Annotated in this window: 14 protein-coding genes and 1 pseudogene; 12 read left to right on the top strand and 3 right to left on the bottom strand. The window is 54.1% G+C overall.

What is annotated here, in order from left to right; genetic code table 11:
• Position 1 precedes the first annotated feature (1 nt).
• The 7 genes from rpmH to WJU16_RS11445 all read left to right on the top strand — a co-directional run bounded on the left by rpmH (position 2) and on the right by WJU16_RS11445 (position 5,667).
• Positions 2-157, top strand: a complete 156-nt coding sequence (gene rpmH, locus WJU16_RS11475) for a 50S ribosomal protein L34 (RefSeq protein WP_012788729.1) — start codon at positions 2-4, stop codon at positions 155-157.
• A complete protein-coding gene (locus WJU16_RS11470) occupies positions 154-582 on the top strand; it encodes a ribonuclease P protein component (protein ID WP_341838660.1) in 429 nt (142 codons plus the stop codon). The genes rpmH and WJU16_RS11470 overlap by 4 nt, the downstream gene beginning before the upstream one ends.
• Positions 579-812: a membrane protein insertion efficiency factor YidD gene (gene yidD, locus WJU16_RS11465; RefSeq protein WP_341838450.1), complete on the top strand. Its 234-nt coding sequence runs from the start codon at positions 579-581 to the stop codon at positions 810-812. Before WJU16_RS11470 ends, yidD begins: the two co-directional genes overlap by 4 nt.
• Positions 813-840: 28 nt before the next feature.
• Complete coding sequence (locus WJU16_RS11460) at positions 841-2,499, top strand: S41 family peptidase (protein ID WP_341838449.1); 1,659 nt, start codon at positions 841-843, stop codon at positions 2,497-2,499.
• A gap of 102 nt (positions 2,500-2,601) precedes the next feature.
• Positions 2,602-3,411: an endonuclease/exonuclease/phosphatase family protein gene (locus tag WJU16_RS11455; RefSeq protein WP_341838448.1), complete on the top strand. Its 810-nt coding sequence runs from the start codon at positions 2,602-2,604 to the stop codon at positions 3,409-3,411.
• An 83-nt stretch (positions 3,412-3,494) separates the two neighbouring features.
• Positions 3,495-4,883 carry a Gfo/Idh/MocA family oxidoreductase gene (locus WJU16_RS11450; protein ID WP_341838447.1) on the top strand — a complete coding sequence of 463 codons (1,389 nt, stop codon included), beginning with the start codon at positions 3,495-3,497 and terminating at the stop codon, positions 4,881-4,883.
• Between the two features lie 10 nt (positions 4,884-4,893).
• Positions 4,894-5,667 (top strand): DUF1080 domain-containing protein, encoded by a 774-nt coding sequence (locus WJU16_RS11445; RefSeq protein WP_341838446.1) that lies wholly within the window; start codon positions 4,894-4,896, stop codon positions 5,665-5,667.
• Between the two features lie 70 nt (positions 5,668-5,737).
• Here WJU16_RS11445 and WJU16_RS11440 read toward each other — a convergent pair whose 3' ends face one another.
• On the bottom strand, positions 5,738-6,334 hold the full coding sequence (locus WJU16_RS11440) for a superoxide dismutase (protein ID WP_341838445.1): 597 nt from the start codon (positions 6,332-6,334) through the stop codon (positions 5,738-5,740).
• A gap of 250 nt (positions 6,335-6,584) precedes the next feature.
• Between WJU16_RS11440 and WJU16_RS11435 the strand changes: the two genes are divergently transcribed.
• The 3 genes from WJU16_RS11435 (at position 6,585) to WJU16_RS11425 (ending at position 8,847) form a co-directional block, all read left to right on the top strand.
• Positions 6,585-7,286, top strand: coding sequence for a LuxR C-terminal-related transcriptional regulator (locus WJU16_RS11435; protein WP_341838444.1), 702 nt, complete (start codon positions 6,585-6,587; stop codon positions 7,284-7,286).
• 224 nt (positions 7,287-7,510) lie between these two features.
• Positions 7,511-7,720, top strand: a complete 210-nt coding sequence (locus WJU16_RS11430; protein ID WP_341838443.1) for a hypothetical protein — start codon at positions 7,511-7,513, stop codon at positions 7,718-7,720.
• A gap of 182 nt (positions 7,721-7,902) precedes the next feature.
• The gene (locus WJU16_RS11425; RefSeq protein ID WP_341838442.1) at positions 7,903-8,847 is read left to right on the top strand and encodes an SPFH domain-containing protein; all 945 of its coding nucleotides are present in this window, start codon (positions 7,903-7,905) and stop codon (positions 8,845-8,847) included.
• A gap of 286 nt (positions 8,848-9,133) precedes the next feature.
• Here WJU16_RS11425 and WJU16_RS11420 read toward each other — a convergent pair whose 3' ends face one another.
• The gene (locus WJU16_RS11420; protein WP_341838441.1) at positions 9,134-9,574 is read right to left on the bottom strand and encodes a nucleoside deaminase; all 441 of its coding nucleotides are present in this window, start codon (positions 9,572-9,574) and stop codon (positions 9,134-9,136) included.
• Positions 9,574-11,664 (bottom strand): NAD-dependent DNA ligase LigA, encoded by a 2,091-nt coding sequence (ligA, locus tag WJU16_RS11415; RefSeq protein ID WP_341838440.1) that lies wholly within the window; start codon positions 11,662-11,664, stop codon positions 9,574-9,576. The genes WJU16_RS11420 and ligA overlap by 1 nt, the downstream gene beginning before the upstream one ends.
• Before the next feature lie 72 nt (positions 11,665-11,736).
• Here ligA and WJU16_RS11410 point away from each other — a divergent pair.
• Positions 11,737-13,370: pseudogene (locus WJU16_RS11410) on the top strand (amidohydrolase).
• 41 nt (positions 13,371-13,411) lie between these two features.
• The gene (locus tag WJU16_RS11405) at positions 13,412-14,116 is read left to right on the top strand and encodes an NrtR DNA-binding winged helix domain-containing protein (protein ID WP_341838439.1); all 705 of its coding nucleotides are present in this window, start codon (positions 13,412-13,414) and stop codon (positions 14,114-14,116) included.
• Positions 14,117-14,209: the final 93 nt, after the last annotated feature.

The raw sequence follows: 14,209 nt of genomic DNA, 5'->3' as shown, positions 1-14,209 counted from the left end.
GATGAAACGTACTTTTCAACCGCACAACAGACGCAGAAAGAGCGTACACGGTTTCAGAAAGAGAATGGAAACTGCCAACGGACGTAAAGTATTGGCATCCCGCAGAGCTAAAGGTCGTAAAAAACTGACCGTATCTGACGAGCGCAAGCTGAAATAATTTCGTCATCAACTCATATTGCCATAAAAACTTATTCTTTTAATAAAGAAGAGAAGTTAAAGAGCAGGAAAATGATTGAAACGCTTTTTCGTGAAGGAAAAGCGTTTTCTATTTTCCCTTATCGCGTCATCTTCATGCCCGCCAGCCTCACAACGGACAAATACCCCGTTCAGGCCGGCTTCAGCGTATCGGCCCGCAAGTTCCCCCATGCGGTGGACCGTAACCGTATCAAACGCCTGGGCCGCGAAACCTATCGCCTCCAGAAACAAGTCCTGTACGACGCCCTCGCCGCCAACTCCCGCCAGATGGCCGTGTTTTTTATCTACCTCGACAAAAAAATCCCCGATTTCGCTACCCTCCAGCCTAAATTTTCGGTAATTTTAGATAAACTCGCCAGGGAAGCCGGTAGAAAAGAACAGCCATGAAGCGATTGATGCAAATTTTGAGTATCCCGTTCATTTTAATAATTAAGATCTATCAGTGGTGCATCAGCCCGCTGCTGGGCGCCAACAAGTGCAGGTACACCCCCACTTGCTCCCAGTACGGCCTCGAAGCCCTCAGGAAACACGGCCTCTTCAAAGGAGGATGGCTCGCAGCCAAAAGAATCCTCAGCTGCAACCCCTGGGGAGGTCACGGATACGACCCGGTCCCCTGAATTTTCTCATCCCGAAACACTGTTACGCATGCGGAAATCCCGTAAAATCATGTTGTTCGCGCTGATCGGCATCGCCGGTCTGGCCCTCGCCTTCCGCAACAGCGACAAATACTTCCTCATCGCCAAAAACCTCGACATCTTCGCCGCGTTTTACCGCGAGCTCAATACCTATTACGTCGAAGACCTCCCGCCCGATAAACTCATGCAGACCGGCATCGAAGCCATGCTCGAAGAAACTGATCCCTACACCGACTTCGTTCCCGAAGAAGAACTTGACGAGCTCCGCTTCATGGCCACCGGCAAATACGGCGGCGTAGGCGCCTCCATTTACACCGAAGGCGAATGGACCTCCATCACCGACGTGTACGAAGGCAGCCCCATGGACAAAGCCGGCATCAAAGCAGGCGACGTCATCGTTTCCCTCGACGGCAAGAGCGCCAAAAACATGGAGCAGGAAGAAGTGAGCAAATACCTCAAAGGCACCGCCGGCACCGCGCTCATCATCGTGCTCCGCCATCCCCTCAACAATACCGAAAAAACATACCGCATCCTGCGCGACGATATCAACGTGAAGCCCGTGAGCTATTCCGGCATCATCCGTAAAAACGTCGGGTATATCAAAATGACGCAGTTCACCGAAGGCAGCGCCGAACAGGTGCAGCTCGCTTTCGAAGCCCTCCGTAAACAACACCCCGCACTCGGCGGCGTGGTGCTCGATCTCCGGGGCAATCCCGGCGGGTTGCTGGAAGAAGCCGTGTCGCTATCCAATATTTTTATCGACAAAGGGAAGCTGATCGTCAGCACCCGCGGCAAAGTGAAAAGCTGGGACCGCGAGTACAAGACCAGCCTCCTGCCGATCGACAATCACATTCCCCTCGTGGTGCTCACCAGCCGCTCTTCCGCCTCCGCATCGGAGATTGTGGCCGGCGCGGTGCAGGACCTGGACCGGGGGCTTGTGGTGGGGCAACGCTCTTACGGCAAAGGCCTGGTGCAAACCACGCGCCCGCTTCCCTATAACGCCAAGCTGAAAGTGACGACCGCACGGTATTACACGCCCAGCGGCCGTTGCATCCAGGCGATCGATTATTCGCAGCGCAACGACGAAGGTGAAGCCGATTACGTGCCCGATTCCCTCCGCAAATCGTTTACCACCGCGGCTGGCAGGCCCGTGAAAGATGGCGGCGGCATAGAACCGGATGCGCGCGTGGAAAGCACCATCCTCAGCCAGGTAGCCATCACACTGCTGCGCAAACAATTCATCTTCGACTATGCCACCCGGTATTATTATGCCCATCCCGAAACACCCGCCACCAGCACGGCTTTTGTGACGGATGAAGTGTTCGAGGAATTCCTGAAGTTCCTGGACGGGAAGGATTACAGCTATAAAACCCGCAGCGAGGAAGCACTCGACATTTTCCGGTCGACCGCCACCCGCGAGAAATATTACGACGGCCTGCAAAAAGAATTCGACGCCCTGCAGGCGAAAATGAAACACGACAAAAAGCAGGACCTGCTCCGCAACAAAGCGGAAATCCGCCAGCTGCTGGAAGAAGAAATCGCCAACCGCTACTTCCCGCAGGCCGGGCGCATCGAGCGCTCCCTCAGCTGGGACCGCGATGTGGAAGAAGCGGTAACGCTCCTGCAAAGCCCGCAGAAATACCAGCAGCTGCTCACACGGAAAAACTGATCCAGGCCGCTTATCATGAAATTTGTTTAGCCATGCACGAATTGTTGCATGGCTAAATTGTTTTTTGTTCTTTTATAGTTTAGCAATTTGAAACGTCTACATATGAATAACCATCGCTGTTTCGCAGCATTTTTCGCATTGATTTCCCTTTCGGCCTGCACCGCCGGGAACCGGTCCGCAACCGTTACATCGCCACAGGTAAGTGTGTTAAGTTATAACATCCATCACGCCAATCCGCCGTCTGTGGAAGGTAAGATTGATATGGACGCCATCGCGAAGGTGATCGCCCAAGCGAAGCCCGACCTGGTGGCGTTGCAGGAAGTAGACGTTAACAATACGCGGTCGGGTACCACGCTGCACCAGGCGGAAGACCTGGCGAAGCGTTTGGGGATGAAAGCTTTCTTCGCGAAAGGAATTGATTATGGCGGCGGAGAATACGGCATCGCTGTGCTGTCGAAATTCCCGGTGCTGGAAACGAAGCGGTATGCGCTGACCACATTGCCCGGCACCCATGGTGAGCCGCGCGCGCTGGCGACCATGCTGGTGGAATTACCCGGAGGGAAGAAGGTGTTGATGGCCAGCACCCACCTCGACGCGCAGCGTAGCGACAGCAACCGGATCGTGCAGATGCGTGAGGTGACGAAGATTTTATCGGAACAACCTTACCCGGTGATCGTGGCGGGAGATATGAACGCCTCCGCCGGAGGGCCCGTCATCAACCAGCTGGACGCCCATTTCACCCGCACCTGCAGCGATTGCGCGCCAACGATCCCAGTGGTGAACCCGCGCCGTTGCATCGATTTTATCGCCTATACGAAAGGGAAATTCACGGTGGTAAGCCATGAAGTCATTCCAGAAACCTACGCTTCTGACCATCTTCCCGTCAAATCCATCCTGCAACCGGCCTTTTAGTTGCAATTGCAATTTTTAAAATATTTTATTAATATTGAGACTTCACTAACCGCACGTCACGTAAAATCCATAAATGCAAAGCCATGACTGACAAGAACAAAAACAATTCCCGCCGGGGCTTTATCAATAAGCTGGCAAAAGGAGTTGTGGGAGCATCACTGATCCCGAATATCATCACCGCCGCCGACCGTCAGAGAAGCCTCCAGCAATTGGCGCGTCAGAAAGACCACTACAGTGCCAACGACCATATCCAGATCGCCCTCATCGGAGCCGGCGGCATGGGTACCGAAGACACCAACACCGCCATCAAGGTGCCTGGCGTGAAGCTCGTGGCTGCCTGCGACCTCTACGACGGCCGCCTGGCGGATGCCAAGAAGAAATGGGGCAACGACATTTACACGACCCGCGACTATAAAGAAATCCTGCAACGTAAAGATATCGACGCGGTAATCATCGCCACGCCGGACTCCTGGCATAAAGACATCTCCGTTGCCGCCATGAACGCCGGCAAGAGCGTGTACTGCGAAAAACCAATGGTGCATGACGTGAGCGAAGGCGCCGCCGTGGTGGATGCGCAGAACCGTAACAAAGGCGTGGTGTACCAGGTCGGCAGCCAGGGCGTTAGCTCCCTCGGTAACGAAAAAGCCCGCGAGCTGCTGAAAGACGGCGCCATCGGCGAACTCAACTACGCGGAAGGCTTCTGGGCACGCATGTCCGCCTTCGGCGCATGGCAATATCCCATCCCGGCCGACGCTTCGCCGTCTACCGTAGGTTGGGACGCCTTCCTGTCCAATAACAAAAAACGTGACTTCGATCCCCTGCGCTTCTTCCGTTGGAGGAACTACCGCGACTATGGTACCGGCGTTTCCGGCGACCTGTTCGTGCACCTGTTCTCCAGCCTTCACCTGGTGACCGGTTCCATCGGGCCCGAGAAGATCATGGCTACCGGCGGGCTCCGTTATTGGAAAGACGGCCGCGAAGTGCCTGACGTGATGCTCGGCATGTTCGACTATCCGCAGACCGACGTGCATCCCGCCTTCAACCTTTCGCTCCGCGTAAACTTCGTGGACGGTACCGGCGGCACCAACTACCTCCGCATGGTGGGTAGCGAAGGCTCCATGACCGTTGAATGGGACCGCGTAACGGTATACCGCAATAAAAACGCATCCGATGCATCCGATCCGCTGACCGCCGGCAAACAGGCCCGCGACAACGGCAAGCAGTTCGTATATGAAAGAAAGCACATGATGAATCCGGACAAGTTGATCTACGAAGCGGAAGAAGGCTACAAAGGTGCGCATTTCGACCACTTCTACAACCTGTTCAACGCTATGCGTACCAAAGGTAAAGTAGCGGAAGACGCCCTTTTCGGTTTCCGTGCCGCTGCGCCTGCGCTGCTTTGCAACGACAGTTATTTCTCCAACAAGATCATGCATTGGGATCCGAAGCATCTCAAAGTCGTAAACAAATAATTCGTTTTGTATGAAGCAGCTGATGCTACCCGCTTTTGCGGCAGCCGCGCTGGGGATTGCCTCCTGCGGCGGCGCGTCCACCGGGGAACAAAAGGATCCCGTGACCGCAGGCACTGAAAACGTAGCCGCGGCGCCCGTTACGGAGAACGTTTTGTCTGAAGCCGAAAAGGCTGCGGGATGGAAATTGCTCTTCAACGGCCAGAACCTCGACGGATGGCGCGTTTACAAAGGAAAAGACGGTAAAACATGGAGCGCCCTTGAAGGAACGCTTCATTGCACCGGCAGCGCTACCGATAAAAGCGATATGCGCGGCGACCTCATCACAACGGACCAATACGAAAACTTCGAGCTGGAGGCAGACTGGAAGCTGGCGCCCCAGGGCAACAGCGGTATCCTTTACCTGGTGACCGAAGAATTTGAGGCGCCTTATATGAGCGGCCCCGAGTACCAGATCATCGACGACAACAACTTCCCCGAGAAGCTGGAAGACTGGCAAAAGTCCGGCGCCAATTACGCCATGAATCCGCCGTCGAAACTGGCTGCGAAGCCTATCGGCGAGTGGAACCACACCCGCATCGTGGTGAACAAGGGGCATGTGGAGCATTGGCTGAACGGCGAAAAGGTGGTGGACACGCAGATGTGGACACCGGCCTGGGAAGAAGCGAAAGCTACCGGTAAATGGAAGGAGTACAAAGGATATGGTTCCGCTCAAAAGGGCCATATCTGCCTGCAGGACCACGGCAGTGAGATCTGGTTCAAAAATTTGAAGATCAAGCCGCTGTAAGGATGGCTAACAGTCATAAAAAAGCCGGTTGTCTTAACGACGACCGGCTTTTTTTATGCGGAGGGTTCGCTTATTTGAAGCGTTTGCTCACTGCGTCCCAGTTTATTACGTTCCAGAAAGCAGCGAGGTACTCTGCGCGGCGGTTCTGGTATTTGAGGTAGTAAGCGTGTTCCCACACGTCAACGCCGAGGATGGGAGTGCCTTTCACTTCAGCCACGTCCATCAGGGGATTGTCCTGGTTGGGGGTGGAGGAAATTTCCAGCTTGCCGTCTTTCTGGGTGAGCCAGGCCCAACCGGAACCGAAGCGGGAAACGCCGGCAGCGTTGAATTTTTCTTTGAACGCGTCGAAGGAGCCGAAGGCGCTGTTGATGGCATCAGCCAGGGCGCCGGAGGGAGCACCGCCTGCGTTGGGTGCCAGTGATTCCCAGAAAAAGGAGTGGTTCCAGTGGCCGCCGCCGTTGTTGCGGACTGCGGGGGAGATGGCGCCGGCTTTGGCTACCAGCTCTTCGAGGGATTTATTTTCGTTTTCGGTACCGGCGATAGCCTTGTTCAGATTGTCTACATAAGCCTGGTGGTGCTTACCGTGATGGATTTCCATCGTCATTTTATCGAAGTGCGGTTCCAGCGCATCGGATGCATACGGTAATGCAGGAAGGGTAAAAGCCATAATCCAATTTTTATGGGTGAGAAAATTGAGTTTGAATCGAACACCAAATTTACGGCCGGATAATGGAATTGTCAAACCCTTTATCGCTCTTGTTGTTATACCCTGATTGACCATGTAGCGCAGGATTTGGATATATGGCTTTTTCTTTTATATTTACATAAAGGTGTTATAACATTTGCGTAGCGAATTTTTATATTCGTATAGTATTCATCGTTAGTTTTTCACTATTGTTTGTTTAAAACATATGTCAATGCAGGACATGGGCACAGAAAGCCGCGATTCTCATGATGCACTGTTATCGGAGAATGCGCAATTGAGGAGCCGGCTGGAACATCTGGAAGCCATCATCGAAAAGGTTCCGGCCATGCTGTATACGTCCAACAACTCCAAAAAGGCAGTTAACTGGTGCAACGTTAGGCTGACCGACACGCTGGGATACAGCCGCGAGGAGGTTTTAACGTTGGGGACGGAATTTTTTCGTCAGGTTACCCACCCTGACGATATGAACATACTGGCCATTTCTCAGCAGAAGTTTTCTGAGAGTAAGGGTATGTTCGGCGGCGTAATGCGCGTGCGGCGTAAAGACGACCAGGAGTGGTTCTGGGTGGTAGGGTTAGGACTGCCATTCACTTTTGATGCACACGGGAATGTGGTGGATGTAATCTGCGTATTTCTCGATTTTTCGAACGCGCTGGACACGGGCAATCAGATCACGGAGGCGCTGCGCGTCGTGTTGCGCAGGCGCAACGAAGATGTGCTCAACAAGCTCACTGCCAGGGAGAAAGACATCTTCATGCTGGCTGCGCGGGGCTTCAACAACAAGGAAATCGCGGAAAGGCTCAACCTCAGCCGGTATACTGTAGAAACCCACCGGAAAAATATCCGGTTAAAATTAAAAGTGAGGAATACTCCCGAACTCGTAGCCCTGGCCAGGCAGATCGGCGTGCAGTAACGGATAACCCATACATGATTATCAACTTACATGCGTTTGTTTTGTAATTTATAAAATGGCTACAACGCAAGTGTGATCCGGGGTTCAGCGGACAAAAATACCCAAGCTTGGGTATTTTCCGGCGTTTCAAACTCCACTAATTTAGTAGCCTGAAAAGAGAGAAACAGTAGATACAGATTCCGGAGTTCATTTAGATAGTTTTTTGAGAGGTAATACTTATCGCTATGATAACCGAAGAGAAGGCGTATGATATCCTGGCCCTGGACAATACCGCCACCCCCGAGGAAATAGTCGCCAGATATCAGACATTAAAGGACCAGTACAAAAAAATCAAAGAAGAGACCGCCGACCTGAAAACCCAGTTGGCGTACCAGCTTAAGCAGATTGAACTGGATGACGTGTTCATATATTTCCGTAACGTTCAAAAAATATAAACTCTTTATACATACCTGCATCGCTGAATAGCCGGTTATGCAGGAGCATTCATTGTTTGTTAGCTTCTGAAAGCCCTTGTGCCCGGTCTTGCATCCGATCGTTTGGAAACCCAGCTTATGCCCCAGGATGATGTTCCGGTAAAAGAATTTGTTTACCTTCAGGTCCTCAATTTCTTTATACTATGGATAACATTATTTTGTATGTAATTATCGCCCTCGTGGTCCTGATCGTACTGTCAGCTTTCGTGACGGTGCAGCAAGGCACGGTGGGCGTAACTACGATTTTCGGTAAATATAACCGTATCCTCACCCCGGGTCTTAATTTCAAGATCCCCATCATCGAAAAAGTCTTCAAACGGATTTCGATCCAGAACAGATCCGTGGAGCTGGAATTCCAGGCGATTACGATTGACCAGGCCAATGTGTACTTCAAGGCCATGCTCCTGTATTCGGTGTACAACCAGGAAGAAGAAACCATCAAGAACGTAGCCTTCAAATTCATGGACGAGCGCTCCTTCATGCAGGCCCTCGTACGCACGATCGAAGGTTCCATCCGCGGATTCGTTGCCACCAAACGCCAGTCTGAAGTGCTCGGCCTTCGCAGGGATATCACCGAACACGTAAAAGAACAAATCGACCTCACCCTCGAACAGTGGGGCTTCCACCTGCTGGACCTCCAGATGAACGATATCACCTTCGACGAGGCCATCATGCGCTCCATGGCGCAAGTAGTTGCCTCCAACAACCTGAAAGCCGCCGCCGAAAACGAAGGCCAGGCCCTCCTCATCACCAAAACCAAAGCCGCCGAAGCCGATGGTAACGCCATCAAAATCGCCGCGGAAGCCGAACGCCAGGCCGCGCAACTTCGCGGTAAGGGTGTGGCACTCTTCCGGGAAGAAGTGGCCAAAGGTATGAGCCTTGCCGCCCGCGAAATGCAACAAGCCAACATGGACACCTCCGTTATCCTCTTCTCCATGTGGGTGGAAGGCATCAAAAACTTCGCGGAAAACGGTAAAGGAAACGTCATCTTCCTCGACGGCTCCTCCGAAGGCATGGAAAAAACCATGAAACAACTCATGGGCCTCAACCAAATGATGGGCCCCGATAATATGCAGTTCAAGAAATAATTCGTCTTGCCATACAAGCGAAAGCGGCCTCACAAGGGCCGCTTTCGCTTTTTCATTCCATCCCCCCGCCGCCGCACTCCATTTCACCATTCCTCTGCTTCACCATTTTCCCTTTGGCGGCCTCCGTTTGCAGCGATAATTTGCCCGCAACAGGCGGTGATGACTGTTACATACCCTGTACGGAAAGGCAAGTTCCGTACAAAACTTACGTGCGGCGGTATTTTATGCTTCCGCACCTTGATGATGAACAACGGCGGCCCGAAAGGCCGCCGTTACTTTTCTGTCATTATTTCCTTCGCCGCTGGAAGAACGCTTTCACCATCCCCAGGCTCTCTTCTCCCAACAATCCGTATTCCACTTTCGTTTTCGGATGAAATGGCGATTTGCCTTCCGTCACCCGGCGGTAGCCGTTTTTTTCGTCCGCCGCCGCATATACGATCCGCCCGATCTTGCTCCAGTATAAAGCGCCGGCGCACATTACGCAAGGTTCCAGTGTTACATACAGCGTGGCTTCCATGAGGTATTTGGCGCCGAGGTAATTGAAGGCGGACGTCAGCGCGATCATTTCGGCATGCGCCGTACAGTCGTTCAACATCTCCACCTGGTTATGCCCCCGGCCGATGATCTGATCGTTCATCACCACTACCGCCCCGATGGGCACTTCTCCCTTTTCTTCCGCCAGGCGCGCTTCCCGCAGGGCCTGGCGCATGAAATGCTCATCCGTCATTATTCCAGCATTTTGATGAATTCGTCTTCCGTCAGAATTTTAACGGTATTGATTTTTTTCGCTTTCTCCAGTTTGCTGCCGGCGTCGTCGCCCACGATCAGGTAGTTGAGCTTGCTGCTCACCCCGCTGAGGATCTTGCCGCCCTGCGCTTCCACCAGCGCCTCGGCGTCGCTTCTTTTCAATTTATGGAGCGTACCGGTAAACAGGAAGGTTTGCCCGCTGAGGGTACCTTCTTCCGACCGCGACCCGCGGCTGCTTTGCAGGTTCAGGCCCAGCGATTCGAGCTTTCGCAGCATATGGATGTTATCCTCGTTCAGGAAAAACTGCCGGACGCTGCCCGCTACTTTCGGACCGATGTCTTCCAGCGCCAGGAGCTGCTCTTCCGTATAATCCTTCAGGTCGAGCAGGTGCGACACCGCGTTGGCCAGGGTTTTGGCCGTGGTTTCTCCCACATACCGGATTCCCAGCCCAAAGATCAGCCGGTGCAACGGCTGCGCCCGCGACGCCTCGATGGCCGTTCGGAGGTTGGATACCGACTTCGGCCCGAAGCCTTCCAGCTTGCCCACCGCTTCGAAATCGAGCGTGTAGATGCCCGGCACGTCGCGCAGCAATTGAAGGCCCCAGAACTTGCGGACATTGCTTTCGCCCAGGCTGCGGATGTCCATCGCGTCTTTACTCACGAAATGGATCATCCTTTCCACCACCTGCGCCTCGCAGTTGATGTTCACGCAACGCCAGACGCTTTCGCCTTCCGGCTTGAACAAAGGATCTTTGCAGACGGGGCATTCCTTCGGAAAAACAATATCTTTCTCCGTGCCGTCGCGGAGGTCGGCTACGGATTTTACAATGTAAGGGATCACATCGCCCGCTCTTTCCACCAGCACCCGGTCGCCGATTTTTAAGTCCTTTTCCCGGATCACGTCTTCATTGAACAAACTCACGGACGCTACGGTTACGCCGCCAATGGGCACCGGATCGATCTTGGCCACAGGGGTAATAGAACCCGTTCTGCCCACCTGGAATTCCACGTCGCGGAGAATGCTGGTAGCCTGGCGCGCCTTGAACTTGAAGGCCATCGCCCAGCGCGGGTGGTGCGTCGTCATGCCGAGCTTGTCCTGCAACTGGTAATCGTTCACTTTGATCACCATGCCGTCGATCTCGTAAGGAAGATCGTCGCGGTGGGCTTCGAACTGCTCACAGTAAGCGATCACGGCGTCGATGCCCTTTACGGCTTTCATTTCCTTCGCGGGACTGCGGAACCCGAGTTGCCAGAGCATATCCAGCGTATTGCTGTGCGTCCGGATCGCAGGCGGTTCTTCCATCCCGTCGTTCATCGTATGGAAGCTCATATGATAGAGGAACGCTTCCAGGCCGCGTTTCGCCACTTCCGCGGGGTCCACGATGCGCAGTGAGCCGGAAGCGGCGTTGCGCGGGTTGGCCAGCGGCGGGAGGTTTTCGGCGGCGCGTTGTTCGTTCAGCCGTGCGAAAGTTTTTTTATTGATGAGCACTTCGCCCCGCAGCTCGATCTGCTGGATGCCGAACCGGGCAAAGTTGGCCGACAGCGGGATGGAACGGATCTGCCGGATGTTAACCGTGATCTCATCGCCCTGCACGCCATCACCACGCGTGGCGCCTCGCACCAGCAGATCATTTTCATAAATCAGCGAAATGCTGGCCCCGTCAAACTTAGGTTCCACGCAATATTCGATCTCGCTCAGCCCGGAAGCCTCGCGGTTCTTGCGGTCCCAATCGCGAAGGTCGTCGGCGTTGTAAGAGTTCTCGAGGCTCAGCATGGGAACGAGGTGCTGCACCGTGGGGAAGTTTTTCGTAAGCCCCGCCGCCACGCGCTGCGTAGGGGAATCAGGGGCTTGCAGCTCCGGGTGCTCCATTTCCAGCCGCTTCAGCTGTGCAAACAGCGCGTCATACTCCTGGTCGCTCAGCACGGGGTCGTCCTGCACGTAATACCGCCAGTCGCTATGGCGGATCACCTGCCGCAACGCATCGGCCAGTTCCTGCGGAGTGCCCGTTTTACCGGACAGAAGCGCTTTCGCCTCTTGGGCGAGCGAAATTTCAATGTCTTTGGCGTACATGATGTATCTGGATAAATCAAAAGTCTGGCGTAAATTTAAACTTTAGTTACCACGCGCGTATAAATTTGTACCATGAAACACAGCTGGCTTGCCGCCTTTCTCCTCATCCTTTTTGCCTGCAAAGAAAAACGACCGGCGGACCTCCTCGTCCGTAACGCCGTTATCTATACGGTGGATACCGGTTTCCGCGTGATGGAGGCGATGGCCATTACCGATGGTAAAATCGTGGCTACGGGTACGGATAAGGAATTGACGGAAGCTTTCGCCGCAAAGGAAGATTACGACGCGCAGGGCGCTACCATCGTTCCCGGGTTCAACGACGCACACGCCCATTTCCTGGGCTATGCCGCCGCATTGCGGACGGTGGACCTGACCGGCGCCAAAAGCTGGGACGAGGCCCTGGCGCGGGTGCGCGACTTCGCCGCCAAAAATCCCCAGGGCTGGATCGTCGGCCGGGGATGGGATCAGAATGACTGGCCCACCAAAGCCTATCCGGATAAATCCGCCCTGGACCGGATGTTTCCCGATCGCCCGGTATTCCTGGAAAGGATCGACGGGCATGCCGCGATCGTCAACCAGGCCGCCATTAAACTGTCGGGTATCACGCCCGCGTCTACCGACGGCGGCGGATCGGTGGAAACACGGAATGGCGTAATGACGGGGATTTTGATCGACAATGCCATGTCCGGCGTTACGAAGGTGATCCCGGATGCGGATACGGCAACGGTAATCGCATCGCTGGTGAAGGCGGAACAGCACTGCCTGGCCGCGGGGCTTACGAGCCTGACGGACTGCGGGATGTCGCTCGCAGAAATGCGCCTGTTGGAACGGCTCGTGATGACGAACCGGTTGCAGTTGAAGATGAACGTGATGTTGAGCGATTCGGAGGAAAATATAGACTGGATTTTGAAGAACGGTCCGTACGAAAAGAAGAACCTGCTCGTGCGCAGCGTGAAGTTTTTTGGAGACGGGGCGCTGGGTTCCCGGGGGCTTGCCTGAAGCATGATTACGCCGACCGGGCGGGATGGAAGGGCTTCCTGCGGAAGGACTCCGTTTATTTCGCGGCGATGGCCGGGCTGCTGGCGGGGTCGGATATCCAGATGTGTACCCATGCGATCGGAGATTCTGCCAATAAAGTGATTTTACGGATTTATGCGAACGTGCTGAAGGGGCGCAACGACCGGCGTTGGCGGATCGAGCACGCACAGGTGGTGGATTCGGTGGACCGGCGCTGGTTTGGGGATTACAGTATTATCCCTTCCGTTCAGCCGACGCATGCCACTTCGGATATGTACTGGGCCGAGGCGCGTTTGGGCGCGAAGCGGGTGAAGAATGCTTATGCGTTCAAGGAATTGTTGGGCCAGGTGGGTTGGATGCCGCTGGGGACGGACTTCCCGGTGGAGCATATCGATCCGTTGCGGACGTTTTATGCGGCGGTAGCCAGGAAGGATACGGCGGGATATCCGGCCGGGGGATTCCAGGCGGAGAATGCGCTTACCCGGCAGGAAGCGCTCAAGGGAATGACGCTCTGGGCGGCGAAGGGCTCGTTTGAAGAAGAGCGGAAGGGAACTCTGGCGCCGGGGAAAGACGCAGACTTCGTTATCCTCAACCAGGATATTATGAAAACATCGGAAGACAAGATTCTCGCTACAAGGATTTTAGCTACTTTTATCAATGGTAAGCCACGTTATCAGGCGCCGCGTTGAGCGCCAAGCCGCAATTTTTGACTATTCCACGATTATGTAGTATGCACACCAAAAACATCAACACCCACCGCATCGAGATCAGGGATTACTTTATGGCCGCGATATCCGTCGATTGCGTCATCTTCGGTTTCGACGAAAACGAGCTGAAAGTATTGCTGATTGAATCAGATCTGAAAGAGTACAAAGGCCAGCCTTCCCTGCTGGGCGATATCGTACATCCCGACGAAGACCTGGAAACGGCCGCGTATCGCGTGTTGCGGGAGCGTACCGGGCTGGAAGATGTATTTATGGAACAGGTGCAGGCTTTCGGCGGTATCAACCGGCACCCTGCCGGCCGCGTGGTGACGATCGCTTTTTACTCGCTCGTCAACATCCAACATGCCAAGCTCAAGACACAGGACAACGAATTGCACTGGCATGCCGTGAAAGACATTACCGACATGGCATTCGACCACCGCAACATCCTCGATACCTGTTACCAGCGCCTCCAGGCCAAGGTGATCGATCAGCCGGTTGGCTTCAACCTGCTACCCCGGAAATTCTCCCTGCGCGACCTTCAGAACCTCTACGAAGCCATCCTGGACGTGAAACTGGACCGCAGGAACTTCCGGAAAAAGTTCTTCGCAATGGATTACCTGGTAGACCTGAACGAGGAGGAGAAAGACGTGCGCCACCGCCCGGCGAGGCTTTACAAGTTCAATCACGACAAGTACAATCTGCAGCACAAGAAAAGCCTCGGCTTTTGATAGGATTTTAACCTTTTTTATTATTTTTTTCAGGCAGCTCAAATCCTTTGCTATAAAGGGTTTGAAGATGGGCTTCCTTTGCCAGTAAGGGCC

Source organism: Chitinophaga pollutisoli (assembly GCF_038396755.1).
Classification (GTDB): domain Bacteria; phylum Bacteroidota; class Bacteroidia; order Chitinophagales; family Chitinophagaceae; genus Chitinophaga; species Chitinophaga pollutisoli.
This window is presented reverse-complemented; position numbering and strand designations above follow the sequence as displayed.